We start from the raw sequence: 19,804 nt of genomic DNA, 5'->3' as shown, positions 1-19,804 counted from the left end.
GATAAGCATTACTGAGGTGATATGTTCAGATGTTCTACTTAATTACTTGAGACTACATTTCAGTATGGCAATGCGAACAATTCTCGATGCATAATAAATTCAGAAAGGCAACGCCTTCTTTAGTTAGAAGTTGATTCAAAACCCAAAACCACCTCGGCGAACGTGCTGCTCGCCGAATAAATCCACACCCCTTATAATTTCCATGAGCGCCGAAGACAGGTCTGTTCGCCCTTACTTGATGACGGGACTCGGGCGCGTCGAGACTAAGGACGATCAGGTTAGCGAGCGGCTCTGCCGCAAGACAATTTCACGTCACCGTATTCAGGTGGACTACCTTCTTCATGTGCCCGAGTGGGAGAACCTCTACCAACCCGGTTTGGAAGAGCTGTCCTTACCCCTGCCTCGCCGTGGTATCAACTTACGCGCGCTGCTCGACAGCCTCATGGTTGAATACAAGCAACTCCTCGCCCAATGGGTAATCACCCAGTACCGAGGCCGCTTTCCCGCCGCTCACGCACGCCGAATTGCCCGTATCTGGGCACTCGATGGCGTTGATCAGCCAATGGGTGAAACCCTCTCCTTTAGTGAGTGGCTCGAGTTCAAGGAACGCCTCCTGTATCGCATGCGCCTTGAGCACAGCCGCTACAAGAAAGCACAGACAATTCTTTTCCGCCGCTATCAGTCCCTTCTTTACCGACTCGTCAATCGCCAGGTCTTCGATCCCGGGCAACGCCCCGACGCCTACCAAGAAGCAGCTCTAGGCCTTGTGCATGCCATTGATAAGGTGGAGGACTCCCGCGCATCGTTCGGCAGCTATGCACGCACTTGGATTACTCGGCAAATCCGTAATTACCTGATGGGCGAACGCTTCCCCGTCCATGTGCCAATCAATCTCGCCTCTCGCTTATTGCGTGAGGGTAATGAAGCCCAACGTCGTGAAGAAAACGAGGCCAAGACCGAGCGGCCCGGCGATCCATCTCCGACCAACCACGAGTTCAATCAGTTTCATGAATTACTTCACCCCGGCGTTCCGCTCGACGCACCAGCGACCGATGATGAGGCCCCGCGCCAACTGGCTGACGAATTTGCCCAAGACCCCCACGAACGACTTTCCCGCAAGGATCTGCACACAGCATTGCGTGGCCTGATGAGCGAGCTGACCGACAAGCAGCGCGAAGTCCTCGCCCTACGCTTCGGCCTCAATGAAGGCAATAGACAGTGGACCCTCTCCGAAATTGCCCAAGAAGTCGGCATCAGCCACCAGCAAGTTTCCCAACGAGAGAAACGCGCCCTCGAAAAGCTGGAAAGCGTACTGCGCCCGCTCTACGAGGAAATGAACGCGCTATAAGCCGTTTGGCTATACGACTCAGGTCACACGCGCCATTTCAGCTCGTTCAAGAATCAGGCAAGCTCGCTCCGAAACGGAATTGAATTGGCTGCGCCAGACCGAGTAACGCAGATTCCTGCCGCCCGACTGCCCAACGCCAATGCCTCTTGAGGCTTGGCCCCCGCAATCAGCGAGGCTAGAAAAAAGCCCGTAAACGTGTCCCCCGCCGCAGTCGTATCCACCGCCTCAACGGGTTCCGCCGCCTGATGGACCTCGTCTTGAGCATCCAGATAGCATGCCCCCTTGGCCCCCAGTGTCAGCACAACAACAGCCTGCGGATAACGCGCCCGCAGCGCTTCGCCAGCCTGATCAGTCTCACCGCCGGAAAGCGCCTCGGCCTCTGTTTCATTGAGGATGAAGCAGTCGACCAGCTCCAGCGGAAAATCCTGCACAGCGTCTGTCATCGGCGCGGGATTGAAAGCGATGCGCAGTCCTTTAGCCTTAGCCAGGCGCATGGCGTTTGCCACCGAACTGGTTTCGTTCTGCGTTAGCAGCCAATCGCCAGGGCCATAGCTCGCCAACGCTAGTTTTAGCGCTGCTTCGTCGATAACGTGGTTCGCGCCTGCATGCAGGACGATGGCGTTCTCCCCCGAGCTAGAAACTTGGATAATCGCGTGGCCAGTGGCGGAGTCACTTTCAGCAATCAGGTCAGCGCCCACACCATCCTTGGTCAGGCGATCAACTAGCCAGCGACCGTCCTCGCCGATGCAGCCCAGATGGCTGACAGTGGCCCCAGCACGGGCCAAAGCGATGGACTGGTTGTAGCCCTTGCCTCCCGCAAATACCTGGTAGCCCAAGCTGGCAAGTGTTTCACCGGGGCGGACGAAATGATCAACCGCATAAACGTGGTCTATGTTGATCGAACCTAAATTGAGAATACGCACCATGATTAAGAAGATAGGCAATTTAACTTAACGCGTTCAATTGAAATGTCGGAGTTGAACTTTACTAAACCAATTTTTTCTAGGAATTTGTAGCTATACAATGAATCCCAAACTTGCCCTAGAAAAACATTCCGTTGATGTATGCGTAGTAGGCGGCGGCGTCGCCGGCCTAATCGCTGCTGTATCTGCTGCCCGACGAGGCAGCTCCGTCATTCTCGTTCATGATCGGCCCGTTCTTGGCGGTAACGCCTCATCGGAGATCCGTATGTGGATTTGTGGTGCCCACGGCCAAAACATGAAGGAAACCGGCTTGCTGGAAGAGATCCAGCTCCGCAACCTGCACCGCAACCCCCAAGGCATGTATTCGGTCTGGGATTCCGTCTTGTTCGAATTTGCCAAGATGACGCCCGGCTTGACGACCTTCCTGAATTGCACCTGTAACAACGGACAACTCAAGGACGGACGGCTCAACTCTATCGATGCTTGGGAAATGACCAGCCAGACTTGGCGGCGCATTGAGGCAAAGTATTTCATCGATTGCTCCGGCGACTCCATCCTTGCCCCGCTTTCCGGCGCAGAGACACGCCAAGGTCGCGAAGCTCAGGAAGAGTTTAACGAATCCCTGGCCCCCCGTGCCGCGGACATGAAAACCATGGGCAACACGGTGCTCCTCCAGCTCGAAGAGACCCCCGAACCGCAACCCTTTACCCCCCCCCCTTGGGCCAATTATTTCGACGAAAACTCAACCCTCCCCTCCCGCCTTGGCAGTGGCTTGGGCAATAACTTCTGGTGGCTTGAGCTGGGCGGCCTGACCAACACCATTTCCAATGCAGAAAACATCCGCGATGACCTTGTTAAGGCCGCCTGGGGCGTATGGGACTACATGAAAAACCGCGGTCCACAGGCCGAAAAGCTCATTAATTGGCGCTTGCGTTGGCTTGGCGCACTTCCTGGGAAACGTGAGAATCGCCGCTATCTAGGGGATCATATTTTGACCCAAAACGACGTCACCGCTGAAGGCAAATTCGAGGACATTATCGCCTACGGCGGTTGGAGCATGGACGATCATCACCCTGCAGGGCTTCTCTACCCCGGCAAACCCACGATGTTTCACCAGGCCCCCTCCCCCTACGGCATTCCGCTACGCACACTTTACTCCCGTAATGTCCCCAACTTGCTCTGTGCAGGTCGGAACATTTCCGCGACGCACTGTGCACTGTCCTCGACGCGTGTCATGGGCACCTGCGCGCTACTCGGGCAAGCAGTCGGCACGGCAGCGTCTCTGTGTGCAAAGCTCGGTATTGAACCACGTGACATCGTCGGCGACACCCTCCACGAACTACAACGTCAACTCATGGAAGACGACTGCTGGCTCCCAGGTCTAGCCAAGCCCGCGCTTCCTTTGATGGCTGAGGCCACGGTTAATGCATCCAATGACGCCGACGCCTCCATCCTGCTCAACGGGCACGAACGCATTATTAATCAGGTAGACAATGCTTGGGAAGGCCCGGCAGGCGCATCCGTCACCCTCAATTTGGGGACTCCGGCTCAGGTTGATTGCCTACGCTTGGTCTTTGATAGCGATCTGAACGACAGCAAGCGCATGCCCGTCCTTTACCCGCATAACCGAAAGCCGGTTACTATGCCCAAACAGCTTGTCCGCGCCTTCCAAATCGAGGCACAGCATGCTGATGGCCGATGGGAAACAATCCACGAAGAGGACGACAACAAGCGCCGCCTAGTCGTGCTACCCGTCAAAGACGAGATCGTCGGCCTCCGATTTACAGGAAAGAGCGCGTGGGGCGATTCGCCAATCCGTCTATTCAGTATTGAAGCGTCAACCACGCCGATTCCACTGAGCGAAGACCCACCAAATGGGCAGTCATGGACAGATGTTGTCAACAGCTTGAACCCGGATGACCTGAAAGAGCCTGACCACGGTTTGGAGAACTCATCACGTGGACAAAGTCGCGTGGGGGCGTGATTGATTTAGCAGTGACAGGTGGTTTGCAGGCGCAATAATCCCTGCTTGTGACTAAGCAATTCCCCCGCCTGCTTACCCTCTTGTTAATCATAAATTCGCCTCTTCCTGCATCCTTCGTTTGGCTAGAGGGAGAGGACGCTAATCCTGCTGTCGTAACCGAACATTCGTGGTACGGCAGCATACACACGAATAACCTCTCCAACGGCGCATTGGCGCATCATTGGGACGATAAAGAGCCCGGTAAGCTCACCTATCGCTTTGAAGCCCCAGAGGGGGGCAACTATGTTTTATGGTTACGGGCGAATGCGACCCGAACAAAGATTCAGTATGAGATCAACGGCGGCGCACCCCAAACAGTCCCTCCTGACGCCGCCCAAACGGGGCATCTAAATGTAGCGAGAGACGATAAAATCGACCTGCGTTTCATTGCGTGGATCCGAGTCGGCGAAGTAACTCTTAAGACAGGCAACAACACCTTGGTCCTCACTCTTGACAGTGCAAACCACCACCACGGCATGGTCGATGCCATCGTATTTACCAATGAACCGTTCCGGCCATCTGGCGTGCAACGACCGGACGAAAAGCCCAAGGCGAAACCCGGTTGGTCCGTTTGGCAACCCAATGAAGATTCCTTTAAAGAAAGCCCACTCGACATGCGTTGGCTCAATCAGGAACGCTCGGGCCTAGATGGCCGAGTGATCGCCCGAGACGGCCAATTTTTCTTTGAAAAAACCGATGAGCCTGTTCGATTTTGGGCAGTTAACGGCCCAGGCATTCACATGCGCGGCGAAGAGCTGGCGAAGTCTTGTCGCCTACTGGCCAAGCGTGGCGTCAACCTGCTACGTATTCATGGGGCGGTATTCGACGGAAGCACGGGGGCCTTTAAGCCCACTGCGCGGGAGGGCATTCAAGCCTTGGCCGACGAGGCCGAGAAAAACGGCATTTACCTGCACCTCTCGATCTATTTTCCGCTTTGGTTCCGCCCAGAACCGGGCCTGGATTTCCTGAAGGGCTACGATGGAAAACAACGCAGCTTTTCCGTACTCTTTTTTAATAAGGCGTTTCAAGAGCTTTATCATAATTGGTGGCGTGAGCTGTTGCTGGTCCCAGGGCCAGACGGGCGAAAGCTCATCGACCATCCCGCATTGATGAGCGTGGAAATCCAAAACGAAGACTCCAACCTGTTCTGGACATTCAACTATGACAATATCCCGGCGGAACAAATGCACATCTACGAAAACGTTTTCGGCAACTGGGTGAAGCAAAAATACGGTTCCTTCGATGAAGCCTACAAGGCATGGGACGGCTTGCGCATGAAACGTGATCGTCCACAGGAAGGTCGCCTCGCTTTCCGTCCGATCGGCGAAACCTTTACGAAAAAGACAAAGCGAGACCAGGACACCATCACTTTCCTCTACGAAGACCAGCGCCGTTTCTATCAAGAACAGGTCGAATTCCTACGTAACGAACTTGGTTTCAAAGGACTCATCACCGCAAGTAACTGGCAAACAGCAAGCCCAGCTATCCTTGGACCACTGGAATACCTAAGCTACTACCCAGGTGACTTCATCGACCGGCATGGTGCCTACTTTGGCAGCTATCGCGAAGGTACGGGGGCCTCGTGGTCCATCCGCACAAACCACGTTACAGGAAATCGCAATGCCCTCAAATTCGATCCACAAAAACCGGGAGAAACGCGTTCCTTCAGCCATCCGGTCATGGACATTCAGTACGGCGATTACCCGAGCACTATTTCGGAAACATCATGGACGCGGCCCAATCGCTATCGCGGCGAATCACAGCTCTATTATGCTATTTTTGGTGCTCTACAGGACGTCGATTCCATCATGCATTTCGCGCTGCATGGCACCGAATGGCAGACGCAACAACATCACCACGTCGATCCATGGACGATCATGACGCCAACCCAAATGGGGCAATACTCTGTCGCCGCACTGATCTACCGTAAAGGCTTGGTGAAGACTGCGCCACGGATAGCGGATATCCAACTAAAAATCAGCGACCTCCTAGCGCTGAAGGGCACCCCGCTCTCCCCCCGGTCGAACCTCGATATGCTACGAGCCAAGGACTTGAAAGCTCCTCTCGATGATGAAGGCCAGATTACTTCACTGATTCATTACGTCGGCCAAACTCATGTAGACATGACTGAGGATGGCGGCGAAACCCGGGTCGATGACCTCAGCCCGTATATCGATTTGGATCAGGAAATCATTCGCAGCGCCACAGGGGAAATCCAGTGGGACTACGGCGATGGCGTGCTGGCGGTTAATGCGCCACAAGCCCAGATAATCATGGGCGACTTAAGCAAGCGCAGTCAAGCCGTCGTAGCGGGGCAATACGCACTGTCATCAGATATGGACGCCATCTACACCGCGCTGGTGTCTCTCGATGACCAACCGGTCGAGACCTCCCGCAAGCTGCTTTTCCAAGTAATGACCGAGGAAGAGCCCACCGACTATGAAACTGAATCAGCTGGCAACGGATTAGAGCGAATTCTTAATCTTGGGCGCGATCCTTGGCTCTTTAAGTCACCGCACGGCACTGCCTTTCTCGCCCGTCCAGATGCCCAAGAAATGACGGTCACGCCGCTCGACCTTAATGGCTATCCGCAGAAGAACTCTTTCACTGGCGCTAAGCGTTTTGAACTGTTGCCAGACACTGTTTATTATCTGATTGAGAAATAGCAATGCATCGTAATCACGACAATTCATCAAATTGCCATGGCACTTTTCTTGCTATGCCACCCATTAAAATCCATCAGTGAACACTCACTCGGCCGCCGACCTATCCGGCTTCTACGAAATACTCCAGCAGCTTGTCCGCGAACCTTCTGTCGTCGGCGCCGAGGACTCCTTTTTCCGCGTGCTTCGGCGTGAACTGGAGGAGGTCAATGTCCGCATTGAACGTCATCTGGGCGTATTGGTGGCCCAGGGAACCGAGCCGGAAAGCCTGATCCTCTCGGCGCACATTGACCGACATGGCCTGCTCTGCACCGGGCCCAATGAGTTTCAATACGCAGCCTTCATTGCGGGAAACCGTGGTGAGCTGACGGGAGATTCTGTTTCCGAGCAGATGATGGCCTCCATCGCGGATCGATTCACTGGACAGCGGGTCCAGGCCCACCTGCCATACACTGGCACGTATCTGGGCCAAGGAGTCATTTCCAATAGCTACCTTTGTCCCAAACGGAATAATCTCATCTTTGAAATCAAGGGCTTGGAGTATCTTCAACCGGGTGCTCCGGTTTCCTTTCTGGATCGACTCCAACTCACCGACACACACCTTTCCGCGCAGCTCGATAATGTCTTGAGTGTCGCGATGATCATCCACCTCTTCCGCAATGGCTTCACCGGCACCGCGTTGTTGACTGCTCAGGAAGAGGCGGGTCGCAGTTGGCGCTATGCGCTGTCGTGGTTCCAGCGGGAGTCCATTACAACGTCCCGGCTGCTGGTCGTCGACACTAGCCCCTATCCGACGCCCGAAGCCGCCGCAGAGCAAGAGCTCGTGCTGCGCAATAAGGACGCGACGTATCCGTTCGACCCAGGCTTCACCAGAGAAATCGCTTCCCTTTGCGATCGACTGAAAATCACTTACACGTTTAAGGACGCTTGGATTGACGAGCAAAATTTAAATCGGCCCAAACCCATGTCCCTCGGACGCACCGAACTGGGGCGACTTGCGGCGGCCACCGGTGGTGCGATCAATGGCACAACCTTGCAGATCCCCACAACGGGCTATCATACGGCCAGCGAAACGGCGTCCATTGCATCTGTGGAGGCTGCCCTACGGCTATTGAGTTCCTACGTGTAGCCGCAACTCAACGAGTCCTCTAAGAGGCATTTGGGTTAATCCCTACAATGGTGGGAAAGCCGGGACTCGAACCCGGGGCCTCATGCGTGTGAAGCATGCGCTCTAACCAACTGAGCTACTCCCCCATTCCTCTTAAAAAGGTTAATCAGATCCGGAAGCTCGTCCTTATTATCCGCCAGAGTTACTGTTCACGCGGCGGGGAATCACCCGACGACGGCGGTTTGTATTGGGCTCGCTTGAAGTACGATTGAGAATCGCTGGCGTCGTTCGATCAACACCGATTGTTTGCGGACTCGTGGGCCGTGCTGGCTGCGCGGTAGCAGTTGGAATCGACACGCCGTCACTCGAGGCTAAGTAAATGGTTTCTTTCTGGCCGTTACCAGCCTGAAGAACGATGGAGCGGTCTCCTTCGCTATTGTATGATACCACTTTAAAACGAGCTGAATCCTTACTTTCATTAAGCCCCAGCAGAACGCTCCTGTTTTCAACCTTGTCGAAAAGATTGATAAAGGTTTCGTCCTCAATTTTCAGAATGCCCTTAAAATCCACTTCTCGGCTTAAATTACCAACTGGCGCAACAGCTGGCGGTGCCTTGATCTCTTGACGTGGCGGTTGCCACTGGACGAAGGGTGAATTTCGCAGCAAACTCTCACGCGCCTCATCCAAGGCAGCATGCGACAAGCTCGGAGCCAAGGCGATCAATGGGGCGAGTATAAGCACTCGTGAGCTGAAAATTCGAGGAGCAATCATCAATAATTTATTAACCACATTCTCCCGAAAAAGTTCCTTGCGTAAAGTATAAATAGCGCGCGCACTATTTCCGGCTTGAAGAAACGGCCCTCTCAGGATTGTTATAAAAGGCTTCGCCACCACGAACTCTAATTATGCCCAGTCCACTCTTCAATTGGCTCGATAAGCGCTCATCAGGCGTACTGTTACACCCAACTTCCCTCCCCTCCTGCCATGGCATTGGCAACTTGGGCCGCACAGCCTACCAGTTTGTCGATTTTTTGGCCAACGCAGGCTTTGCTTACTGGCAGATTTGCCCACTCGGCCCCACCGGGTTTGGCGATTCTCCCTATCAGTGTTTTTCTGCATTCGCTGGTAACCCTTACCTGATTGACCTAGACCCCGTCGTCGGCTTTGGCTTATTAAAAGAGGAAGAAATCGCCCCCCTACGCGATTTACCCAACGACCACGTAGATTACGGTGCCCTTTACGAAACCTTCTGGCCACTCATGGCCAAAGCCGCGAAACGCTTCGCCAAAGACGGTGAACCCAGCCTCGATGGCTACGGCAACTACAAGGCCTTCCTCAAAAAACAATCACATTGGTTGGACGCTTATGCGGCCTATCGAGCGACCAAAGCCCATTTCAAGGGCAAAGCATGGTTCCAGTGGCCCAAGAAATACCGCTCCTTCGATGAGTGGTCGAAATCGGATTTGCCCAAAGCTCTAGCGACCGACATTGCGGCGGAAAAATTCTACCAGTACCTCTTCTTCGGCCAATGGACCCAACTCCGGAACTATGCCAATCAAAAAGGCGTGGGCATTATTGGCGATGTCCCCATTTTCGTTGCTCTGGACAGCGCAGACGCCTGGTCCCAGCTCGAAATCTTTCAGATGACCAAGGATGGCAAACCCAAGGCCGTCGCTGGAGTCCCACCAGATTATTTTTCGCCGCTCGGCCAACTATGGGGTAATCCCCTATTTGACTGGGATGCCCTAAAAGCCCGCCAATATGATTGGTGGATCGACCGCCTAAAGGCCAATTTCGCCCTTTATGATGTGGTGCGCATCGATCATTTCCGCGCTTTCCACGACTACTGGGCCATCCCTGCAAACGCCAAGGACGCCACCAGCGGAGAATGGAAGCCTGGCCCAGGGATCGATTTCTTCGAGACGATTAAAAAGGCCATCCCTGACGCGCATTTGATAGCCGAAGATTTGGGAGACCTCTCACCAGGTGTCCACGAGCTTCGCGTCAAAACTGGCCTACCTGGCATGGTCATCCTCCAGTTCGCATTCGGCGGAAACGCCGAAAACGACTATCTGCCGCACAATCACGAGCAAAATAGCGTCGCCTACGCCGGCACCCACGACAACGACACCACCCTCGGCTGGTATTGGACCGAGGGAGACCATGTTCGCGAGCACGTGCGACGCTATTTGAGTGTGGGCGATGAGGCCCCTCAGTGGGATTTTATTCGGGCCTGCTTCCGCTCGCCCGCAAAATTATCGGTCATCACGCTACAAGACCTCCTGAATCTGGGTAGTGACGCACGGATGAATGCCCCAGGCACTGCTCAAGGCAATTGGCAATGGCGTTATCAGCCAGAAAATCTCGATTTCCTCAACCGTGAAGTAGCCGGTTACCTGAAGGATTTAGGCCATATTTTTGGTCGATGCCGCGACTAATGGAAAATCGTCAGACAATTTTACGCTTGAAATCAGCGCTTTCATTCGGCACGTCTTTTGCTATCCGTTGAGGATACATTTATGGGTCAAAACGGTGACAACGATGAAGAACTTTCATTCGAGCATGCTTTAGAGCGGCTTGAGGTTCTTGTCGACTCCCTCGAAAGTGGAGATATTGCCCTTGCCCAACTCGTTGAAAAATACGAAGAAGGTAGTAACCTTTTTAAACTTTGTAATCGCAAACTAACTAACGCTGAACTGAAAATCGAACAATTGCGGATGGAAGGCGAAGCCGAGCCGAAGGATATTCCTACGGACGCTTCTAAACCCTGAAGCCGCATATGGTGACTGCTTAACATGGAATTACTCCCTCGCATCAAGGGCCCGGATGACGTCAAGGCGCTCAGCCCGGAACAATTGCCAATTTTGGCCAACGAAATTCGCCAGGAAATTATCCAGGTGACTTCCGATAATGGCGGCCATATTGGACCGAACCTAGGTGTCGTGGAGCTCTCCATCGCACTGCATCGGCACTTTTCCACCCCGAAAGATCGATTTGTTTTCGACGTCGCGCATCAGGGCTACGTGCACAAGCTGCTCACCGGCCGCTACGGCGACAAGTTCAAGAAAATTCGCTCTACGGGAGGCCTTTCAGGGTTCTTGACCCGTGATGAGAGCGAGCATGACTGTTATGGCGCTGGCCATGCTGGCACCGCGCTTTCTGCCGCTCTGGGTATGGCGACCGCTCGTGATTTGAAGGGCTCTGACGAACACGTCGTCGCCGTCATTGGTGACGCCGCCCTGACCTGCGGGATTACAATGGAGGCTCTGAACAACATCAAAGCTTCCACCAAACGCCTGATCGTCATCCTTAATGACAACAAGTGGTCCATCGCTCCCAATGTTGGCGCGATCCCCGGCTATCTCAACGAACTGATCACCAATCCAGTTTACAACCGCCTCCATAACGATCTAGAGAGCTTCCTGGAGTCCGTTCCCGGCGGCAATGCGATCCGCAAATTTGGCAAAAAGGTTAAGGCTGAAACCAAGGACTTCTTCAGTGATCAGGAATCCTCACTCTTTGAAAAATATGGCCTGCGCTACATCGGCCCGATTGACGGACACGATCAAGAGCTGCTCGACCAGTACATGACCTTTGCCAAGAAGTGCGAAGAACCAGTCATCCTGCACGTCCTCACGACCAAGGGTAAAGGCTTCGAAGCCGCCCTGAACAATCCTGAGAAATTTCACGGCACCAGCCCTTTCTGCCCCGAAACTGGCCAATCCAAGCCCTCCAAGCCCGGTAAACCACCCGTTTATCAGGATGTCTTTGGACGCGCATTGGTAGACTTCGCCAAGAAGGACAAGCGCATTGTCGGCATCACTGGTGCCATGCCATCAGGCACTGGCATGAAGCATCTCCACGACGAGCTTCCAGGACAATATTTCGACGTTGGTATCGCCGAGGAACACGCCGTCCTGTTTGCCGCTGGTCTCGCTACCAGTGACATCAAGCCGGTTGTCGCGATCTACTCAACCTTCCTCCAGCGCGCTTACGACTGCATCATCCACGACGTCTGCCTCCAAGACCTCGATGTAATGTTCTGCATGGACCGCGCTGGCCTGTCACCGAATGACGGCCCAACACACCACGGCCTGTTCGACATTTCCTACCTGCGCTGCGTCCCCCGTGCCATCATCATGGCTCCCAAGGATGAAGACGAACTGGTCGACATGATGAAGACCGGCATCGACCACAAGGGTGCGACCTTCATTCGCTACCCACGTGGAAACGGCGTCGGCGTCAAGATGAAGGACGAGCCGGAAGCGATCGAAATCGGTAAGGCTGAACTGCTCCGAGAAGGCGACGACGTCATGATCTGGGCTCTCGGCCCGATGGTTAACGATGCCCTCAAGCTCGCCAGCAAGATTTCCGCTGAGCAAGGCCTGCACGTTGGTGTGGTCAACGCTCGTTTCGCCAAGCCAATCGACACCGAGCTACTTTTGGAGCATGCTAAGAGCTGCCGCCTGATCGCTACGATCGAAGAAAACGTCCTCAAGGGCGGTTTCGGCAGCGCGGTCCTCGAAGAACTTCAGGATGCTGGCCTTGACACCCCAGTGGTGCGCATTGGCTGGCCGGACAAATTTGTCACCCACGGCAACACAGTCGAAGAACTTCGCGGCGACAACGGCATGTCCCCTCAGCAAATGGAGGACGACATCCTCAACCGATTCCGCGCAATCCCGCAAGAATCAGTCACCGCCGACGCTATCCGCTTCCCCAGCGGAAAATAAGGCCCGGCCTAAGGCCGTAGATTAAAGTTAAAAGTTTAAAGAAGGGTCGCCAAAATGGCGACCTTTTCTTTTTATAAGTCCCTTGGACGCTTTTCCAACGTTTCGACTTTAATCTTTAACCTTTAACCTTTTACCTCTTCTGCATGCCAGATGTTCTCCAAGGCGTGCTTGACCGCATTGTTTTCCACAACGAGGAAAACCATTATACGATTGGCGAGCTGAAGACGGACGGACATCGAGGGCCGATCACCGTTTTGGGCAACTTGCCAGGCGTGCAGTGCGGCGAGACCCTCAAGCTCTCCGGCGAGTGGTCCAACCACGCGATGCACGGGAAGCAGTTTAAGGTCAAAGAATTCACCTCGCAACTTCCCGCCTCAGTCTACGGAATCGAGAAATATCTGGGCAGCGGCCAAATCCCCAAAGTCGGCCCTAAGTTCGCCAAGAAAATCGTCGCCAAGTTTGGCGAGGACACTCTTCGCGTCATTTCTGAGGAATCCGGCCGTCTGCGCGAAATCCCCGGCGTTGGCCCAAAACGAGCCAAAGAAATCAAAAAGGCTTGGGACGAGCAACACGCCCTGCGCGACGTGATGACCTTCCTGCAAACCTATGGCGTTGGCACCAATCTTTGCCTGCGCCTCATCCGCCAATACGGCAACGCCGCCAAGACCATCCTGCAAAACGATCCCTACCGCGTTGCGCGCGAGGTGCCCGGCATCGGCTTTAAGACAGCGGATAAAATCGCGGTCAACCTTGGCTACTCCAACGAAAGCGCGCAGCGTATCGACGCCGGGCTGCTGTTCGCCCTCCAAGAGCTCGAAGTCGATGGCCACACGGGCTACCCGATTTCAGACCTGGTGAAAAAATCCGCGGTACTGCTCGACGTAGTGGAAGACCTCGTTTCACCCCGCGTAAACGCTCTGGTCGAGGGCTCGCATTTGGTCCAGCAAGCCGGAGCCGATGGCGAAGCCTTCATCCAGCTCCCCGCATTGCGCCGAGCCGAAGTCTCCATCGCCCAAGCTATCGCCGACCTAGCCAAAGCTCAAAGCGCCCTGCCCGACATCAAGATCGACAAGGCCGTGGAATGGGCACAGGAACGCGCAGGCTTCAATTTCGCCCCCGAGCAGGCCGACGCCGTGCGCCATGCCTTGCGTTGCAAAGTAAGCATCCTCACTGGCGGCCCCGGCACGGGTAAGACAACCATCCTCCGTGCTCTGGTGGATATTTTGAAGGCCAAAAAAGTCCGCCTGACTTTGGCCGCACCGACGGGACGCGCCGCCCAGCGCATGGCCGAAAGCACGGGAGCCTACGCGCAGACCATCCACCGTTTGCTCAAGTTTGACGCCCAAGCTGGCGGCTTCCTTCACACCGATGACAACCGACTCAAGACGGAGTTCATGATCGTCGACGAAAGTTCGATGCTTGATTCCCGCCTCGCCTCCTCGCTGCTGCGCGCCCTACCCGACTCAGCGCACCTACTGCTGGTTGGCGATATCTATCAGCTGCCCTCAGTCGGTGCCGGTGCCGTGCTCAGCGACATCATTTCCTTTATCGAGGAAAAGCCCCGCCCGCAAATGTCCGTCACGCGGCTGGAGAAAATTTTCCGCCAAGGCTCACGCTCGGCCATCGTTGCAACCGCCCACGCGATCCTCAACAACCGCGCTCAAGCCCCCTTCGTCGTCAATCAAATCCAAGATGTCGATCCTGCACAGGATCTGCACTTCCTCGCTGCCGAAGACCCCGAAGACGCCCTCAAGCTGCTCACTTCGCTCGTCCACGAACACCTGCCTCGCTGGTTTAAATGGGCGGATCCGTTCATGGACATCCAAGTTCTCGCGCCTATGCACAAGGGTGCGGGCGGCGTCATGCGCCTCAACGAAACCCTACCCGAAGTCCTCAATGCGCAAAGCCGCGGCATCACCTATGGGCAGAACAAATTCCGCATCGGTGACAAAGTCATTCAGACCCGTAACAACTACGAAAAAGGCGTTTTCAATGGCGACTTAGGCCGCGTCAGCGCGGTCAACGCTGAAGCTGGCACAGTGGCCGTTCGCTTCGACGGCGACCCGATCGATTACGAGCGCCCGGAACTACTCGACCTCTCCCTCGCCTACGCCATAACGATTCACAAGAGCCAAGGCAGCGAGTTCCCCATCGTAGTGATACCGCTGCTCAAGCAGCACTTCGTGATGCTCCAACGCAACTTGCTCTACACGGCGATCACGCGCGGCCGCAAAAAAGTCTTCCTCGTTGGCGACCCCGCCGCCTACGCGATGGCTGTTCGCAACGTCGACTCCCTCCGCCGCCTCACCGGCCTCGGCACCCGCCTTGGCGATGTATTCATATGACAACAATTACCACAACAATCTAAGAAGATAAGAAATCGTCCAGCGAATACATTTATAATAGACTACTCCATTGTGAACTCCAACGCAGGTTTTCCATCGTCTTTTATCTCTTTAATCATCACAACTTTCCAATTTGCTTCTTTCCAACTTTTAATAAAATCACGGAATTTGTTCATTACCTCATCATCATCCGCAATTAGATCAAATGTAGCTTCTTTAATAACTTCTATTCTCATAGCATTTATTTATTAATAGTTGATATTTCCGGTTAGTTTATCTGCCTCAACAATTTGTTCTGGAGTGAGGGTTGCCAGCGCGTTTTTAAGTGAAGTCCCATCGGTAATACTAGTACCATACTTTGCATTAAATGCACTGCAAAATTTTTGCTGATCAACATTCGTCGTCAGCGCCTTAAAGCGATTTTGGATTTTAGCCTCTAATTTTGCCCGATCAATACTTTTAGTAAACGCATCAATCACCTCTGCATTTGAAGCCGACTCAGCAGCTGGTTCACTTCCACTATTAACCAACGCAGCCCCGCCCTTCTCAGCCATTATTTGAGCGGCAATACCAGTCGCAAAATACTGGGCAATCCCACCGCTTACACCAGTTTCGCCACTAGCATCGGTTCCGAAGGATGGCGCATTAGGACCTCGATTGTTATTGGCCTTAAAGCTGGTTTTAGACTTTGCATTCATATCGCCAGAAAACGTTCCTAATACAGAATATGCATCTGTTCGATTTTTTTCACTAACCGTGCCTGTATATTTTGCTTCGGGATTGAATGCAATGATAGCAATAGGAAGATCAAGCTCCACTTGTATAAGGCGAATTGCCTTCTCGATATTCAACCCGGCAGCCGGAGTGTCACTGTTATTGATTCCAGTAATAGCACCGTCAATATACTGAATAATTGTCTCATTGGTTATCGGCTTCGCTTTAAAATTAGCCACATAGTTCTTACTGTTCGCTAATAATTGGCTTACAGCTCCCTTTTGATTCGGGTCTTCAAAAATATTTTTCGCATCTTGAAGATCCACTAAGGCGAGCCCCAAATACTGCTGCTCTTTGCTCCAATCCTTACCGACATCATCCTTCAATTGACCGGCAACCAGCTCTTTTGATGTCTCATCATTAACATAGAGTGGAACAAAGGCACCTTCTTGTCTGGTGTAACCCACTTGGATTTCAGGAATCTGCTGCGAATTAGTGCCCACCTTTACACCGACCACTGTGTTTGTAGCAAAAACAATCGCATCCTTATGCTGGGGAACGCATCCCCCAACCAGCAGTAATGCAAGAGTCATTGGGAGTAATGCCTTCATTGATTTGTTTCTTTCTCCAGTAGCCATAGCGTATTTTTTGTTTCAGTTTCTCTTATTATTGATGCAAAAATATCAATTTGTTGATCAGACAAATTCTCTACATAAAATGCGTTATCCGACGGCAATAGCACGGTTTTCTGCTTCGAATACCCGAACTGAATGCCATCCGTCAGAGCGATACCAAAATTTTCAACATCCTTAACTTCCAAACGATCATCATTGGACTCCGTAGCAGGATAACTCACGCTCGTGTAGCCAAAATAGTGCTCTACCCTAGCCCCGTCTGCATACTCAGACGTGTGCATGTGACACCCAACCGTGAATAAACTCAAAAACACAAAAAAATAAATCTTAAGTACAAAAAACATATGTAAATCAACCGAATCAGGATTACTTATCATGAATTAAAGATACAGTAAAGCATAATCAAGAACATTTCCTACTATTTTAATTAGTTATATGCAGATGAAACGCGCATCCTGGAAACAATCCAATGACTCGGTCAGCAAAGTAAGACTTAATCCACGCATCATGAGATGCCGAAGAAACGAAATTTCTTAAAACGACAAACAAATCACTCGACAAACCCGCACCCAAACATATACTTACGTTCATATAAATAGAATAGCCCCGATTTCCCCACGACTCCCCGCTCTCTCCAGTTCAATGAGGCGCTGCACCCCACCCCAAAGCAGCGCATTGACTTGCACGATGTGGGTCTGCATTGTTTCGCTTTTTCAAGCATTCACTGTCCCCCTCCCACGCTGGTGTGATGTTAAAACTCGGGCGCAAACGCCCATCTCGAATAATTAATCTTAGAACTGAAATCCAGAAAAACATTTTATCATGAAACTGAAACGAAAACTCCGCTATGGAATGATTGGTGGTGGCCGCGACGCCTTTATTGGCGCGGTGCACCGTATGGCTGCGAACCTAGACGGGCAGATCGAGCTCGTCGCCGGCTGCTTCTCCAGCGACCCCGGCCGCTCCCGCCTCTCCGGGCTGGATCTTTTTATAGCCCCAGAACGCACCTACTCCTCCTACGAGGAAATGGCCAAGGCCGAAGCCGCACTGCCCGAAGACCAGCGGCTTGATTTCGTCTCCATTGTCACGCCGAATTTCCTGCATTTCCCGGTCTCCAAGTGCTTCCTCGAAGCCGGTTTCAACGTGATCTGCGACAAGCCCATGACCTTCGACCTCAAGGAGGCCAAGGCGCTCAAAAAAATCGTCGAAAAGTCCGGCAAAGTCTTTGCCCTGACCCACAACTACACCGGCTACCCAATGGTCAAGGAAGCCCGCGAGTGGGTGAAAAAAGGCAAGCTCGGCAACATCCTGAAGATCGTTGCTGAGTATCCGCAGGACTGGCTGCTGTCAGCCCTTGAAGCCGACGACCAGAAGCAAGCCGCTTGGCGCACTGACCCCAAGCGCGCTGGGGCCAGCTGCTGCGTGGGCGACATTGGCACGCATGCTGAAAACTTGGCCCGTTACATTACCGACCTCGAAATTGATGAGATTTGCGCCGAGTTCACCTCCTTTGTGCCAGGCCGCACACTCGAAGACGACGGCAACATGCTTGTCCGCTACAAGGGCGGTGCCAAGGGCATCGTCTATGCGTCCCAGATTTCCAGCGGCGAGGAAAACAACCTCAGCATCCGCGTTTATGGTTCCAAAGCCTCGCTGGAATGGCATCAGGAAAACCCAACCGATCTGGTCGTCAAGTACCCAGACAAGCCACGCGAAACGCTCAAGCGCGGACAGGGATATCTAACCCCCGTCGCCCAGGCCGCGTGCCGCATCCCGCCCGGCCATCCCGAAGCCTTCCTCGAAGCCTTTGCCAACACCTACACGAACGCCGCCGAAGCCATTGCCGACGAGATTCAGGGCAAGTATCCACGCAAAAAAGGCTACGACTTTCCGAACGTCGATGACGGCGTTTACGGCATGGCCTTCATCGAAACCTGCGTCAAAAGCGCCAAGGCCAAGAAGTGGACCAAGTTCCCGAAGCTCTAATCGAATACAACGAGGATTTTCGCACGGAGACACCAAGGCAGAGCGTTTTTCATCCAAAAAACAATTTTGAATGATATCTTCGCCTCTGTGTCTTCGTGAGAGAACCCTTTCTTATCCTACCTGTCTCTAATCAATATGCGTCCCCAAATCATCGTTTGTCTGCTCTGCCTGAGCCTGCTTGCGCCCATTCTGCGCGCACAGCAGGCCGGGACCGCTGCGTCGGCGAATGTCAACACGACGCCTGCGTTCGTTTTCGAGGGCGAGATTGATCATGTCGACCCCGTGCTCCGCGATGAGATTGGCCCGCCCAGAGTGCTGGCCGGGACGATGGAGCTGGGCGAATTATCAAAACTTAACTCAGATCCGAATAATTTTGGAAAATACTCATCGACCGTGTCCCTCCCAACCAAGATAGCGATCACCAAGGCAGAGTTCACCTTGGATCGTAATTACGTGATTTCTTATGAAGGTTTCCTAACCGATGGGCATACCCCGCTTTTAAACTACGTTCTAATCACAAATGGAGAAGCCAAGAATAAGGACGACGTGATTTACTTTAGCACTCAGATGCAAGGTGAGGCGCTAAAAAGCGGGTTCAGGATTCAAAATTTAGTCATTACATTGTTTGACGATGATGGCGAAATGGTTGACTCCACCGACCCATTTTACACCGCCCCCGCTTATAAAGAAGCCAGCTTCGAGCTTCTCTTCATTAACCCCGAGACAGGTGAAGAAGCCAAGGCCACTGGCCCCATTACCCTCTTTGCCAATCTGGAGCGCGACGTCACCCCGCAGCAGGACTTTCAGCAGCTCGAAGAGCAAATCCGTGAGCTCGATGAAAAACTGACCGCCAAGGAAAAGCTGATCGCCGATTTGCAGACCCGCCTCGGATTGCAGGACCAGAAGCTCAAGGCCCGCGATGAGAAGATCGCCGCACTCGAAGCCCACAACGCCGAATTGGCCAAACAAGCCGAGCAACTGCGCTCCGGCGAAGCCATCCAAGTTATGGAAAAGGCCAACGCTGCCCTGCTTGAGAAACTGGAAGATTCACAAGAAGCACGGGAGTTCTCCGCCGCCTCTGTTGCGCAAATGACTGTGCGCCAAGAGTTTCTGGCAAAAGACAACGCCGTCCTAGCCAAGACCAATACCGAACTGCGCGATGAATTAGCCTCCGCCCTCGCCGAACTCGGCAATATGCGCAACCAGCAGGAAATGCTCGCCCGCCAAGCCAATATCTCTTTCCAGCAAACCCTCCCCCCCCCCCCCTCCCACAGCAGCAGCCTCCCGCTGGCCAATGTTGCCCCAAAAAACACTCGGTCCAGCAAT

The 19,804-nt window shown here is 53.4% G+C and carries 15 protein-coding genes and 1 tRNA gene; 10 read left to right on the top strand and 6 right to left on the bottom strand.

The genetic code is table 11. The features are described 5' to 3' along the window. Positions 1–202: 202 nt before the first annotated feature. Complete coding sequence (locus tag IE065_RS01740; RefSeq protein WP_189511227.1) at positions 203–1,348, top strand: sigma-70 family RNA polymerase sigma factor; 1,146 nt, start codon at positions 203–205, stop codon at positions 1,346–1,348. Positions 1,349–1,401: 53 nt separating this feature from the next. Here IE065_RS01740 and IE065_RS01735 read toward each other — a convergent pair whose 3' ends face one another. Continuing rightward, on the bottom strand, positions 1,402–2,274 hold the full coding sequence (locus tag IE065_RS01735; protein ID WP_200163359.1) for a ribokinase: 873 nt from the start codon (positions 2,272–2,274) through the stop codon (positions 1,402–1,404). A 97-nt stretch (positions 2,275–2,371) separates the two neighbouring features. Here IE065_RS01735 and IE065_RS01730 point away from each other — a divergent pair, with 97 nt between their 5' ends. The 3 genes from IE065_RS01730 to IE065_RS01720 all read left to right on the top strand — a co-directional run bounded on the left by IE065_RS01730 (position 2,372) and on the right by IE065_RS01720 (position 8,086). Then, positions 2,372–4,255, top strand: coding sequence for an FAD-dependent oxidoreductase (locus IE065_RS01730; protein ID WP_189511225.1), 1,884 nt, complete (start codon positions 2,372–2,374; stop codon positions 4,253–4,255). 47 nt (positions 4,256–4,302) lie between these two features. Next, positions 4,303–6,960, top strand: a complete 2,658-nt coding sequence (locus tag IE065_RS01725) for a hypothetical protein (protein ID WP_189511223.1) — start codon at positions 4,303–4,305, stop codon at positions 6,958–6,960. Positions 6,961–7,036: 76 nt separating this feature from the next. Beyond that, positions 7,037–8,086 carry a peptidase M42 gene (locus IE065_RS01720; RefSeq protein ID WP_189511220.1) on the top strand — a complete coding sequence of 350 codons (1,050 nt, stop codon included), beginning with the start codon at positions 7,037–7,039 and terminating at the stop codon, positions 8,084–8,086. A gap of 48 nt (positions 8,087–8,134) precedes the next feature. Here the strand turns inward: IE065_RS01720 and IE065_RS01715 are convergent. After that, a tRNA-Val gene (locus tag IE065_RS01715) sits at positions 8,135–8,211 on the bottom strand. Between the two features lie 43 nt (positions 8,212–8,254). Next, complete coding sequence (locus tag IE065_RS01710) at positions 8,255–8,836, bottom strand: hypothetical protein (protein ID WP_189511218.1); 582 nt, start codon at positions 8,834–8,836, stop codon at positions 8,255–8,257. Between the two features lie 134 nt (positions 8,837–8,970). Between IE065_RS01710 and malQ the strand changes: the two genes are divergently transcribed. The 4 genes from malQ to recD2 all read left to right on the top strand — a co-directional run bounded on the left by malQ (position 8,971) and on the right by recD2 (position 15,143). Continuing rightward, positions 8,971–10,503, top strand: a complete 1,533-nt coding sequence (gene malQ / locus IE065_RS01705; RefSeq protein ID WP_189511216.1) for a 4-alpha-glucanotransferase — start codon at positions 8,971–8,973, stop codon at positions 10,501–10,503. A gap of 81 nt (positions 10,504–10,584) precedes the next feature. Further along, positions 10,585–10,836, top strand: a complete 252-nt coding sequence (xseB, locus tag IE065_RS01700) for an exodeoxyribonuclease VII small subunit (protein WP_189511213.1) — start codon at positions 10,585–10,587, stop codon at positions 10,834–10,836. A gap of 24 nt (positions 10,837–10,860) precedes the next feature. Then, on the top strand, positions 10,861–12,798 hold the full coding sequence (gene dxs, locus IE065_RS01695) for a 1-deoxy-D-xylulose-5-phosphate synthase (protein WP_189511211.1): 1,938 nt from the start codon (positions 10,861–10,863) through the stop codon (positions 12,796–12,798). Between the two features lie 143 nt (positions 12,799–12,941). After that, a complete protein-coding gene (recD2, locus tag IE065_RS01690; protein ID WP_189511209.1) occupies positions 12,942–15,143 on the top strand; it encodes an SF1B family DNA helicase RecD2 in 2,202 nt (733 codons plus the stop codon). Between the two features lie 62 nt (positions 15,144–15,205). Here the strand turns inward: recD2 and IE065_RS01685 are convergent, their stop codons facing one another. From IE065_RS01685 to IE065_RS01675, 3 genes are read right to left on the bottom strand one after another with little or no spacing between them, the layout of a single operon-like run. Next, on the bottom strand, positions 15,206–15,379 hold the full coding sequence (locus IE065_RS01685) for a hypothetical protein (RefSeq protein WP_189511206.1): 174 nt from the start codon (positions 15,377–15,379) through the stop codon (positions 15,206–15,208). Between the two features lie 12 nt (positions 15,380–15,391). Beyond that, on the bottom strand, positions 15,392–16,495 hold the full coding sequence (locus IE065_RS01680) for a hypothetical protein (RefSeq protein ID WP_189511204.1): 1,104 nt from the start codon (positions 16,493–16,495) through the stop codon (positions 15,392–15,394). Beyond that, positions 16,465–16,869: a hypothetical protein gene (locus IE065_RS01675; RefSeq protein WP_189511202.1), complete on the bottom strand. Its 405-nt coding sequence runs from the start codon at positions 16,867–16,869 to the stop codon at positions 16,465–16,467. The genes IE065_RS01680 and IE065_RS01675 overlap by 31 nt, the downstream gene beginning before the upstream one ends. Positions 16,870–17,314: 445 nt before the next feature. Between IE065_RS01675 and IE065_RS01670 the strand changes: the two genes are divergently transcribed. Together IE065_RS01670 and IE065_RS01665 are read left to right on the top strand one after the other, a co-directional pair. Continuing rightward, the gene (locus IE065_RS01670) at positions 17,315–18,478 is read left to right on the top strand and encodes a Gfo/Idh/MocA family protein (protein ID WP_189511200.1); all 1,164 of its coding nucleotides are present in this window, start codon (positions 17,315–17,317) and stop codon (positions 18,476–18,478) included. A gap of 135 nt (positions 18,479–18,613) precedes the next feature. Then, positions 18,614–19,804 (top strand): hypothetical protein (locus IE065_RS01665; protein WP_189511198.1); only part of this gene is annotated, 1,191 nt, incomplete at its 3' end.

The sequence above is a fragment of the Cerasicoccus arenae genome, assembly GCF_014651635.1.
GTDB classification, from domain to species: Bacteria; Verrucomicrobiota; Verrucomicrobiia; order Opitutales; family Cerasicoccaceae; genus Cerasicoccus; species Cerasicoccus arenae.
This window is presented reverse-complemented; position numbering and strand designations above follow the sequence as displayed.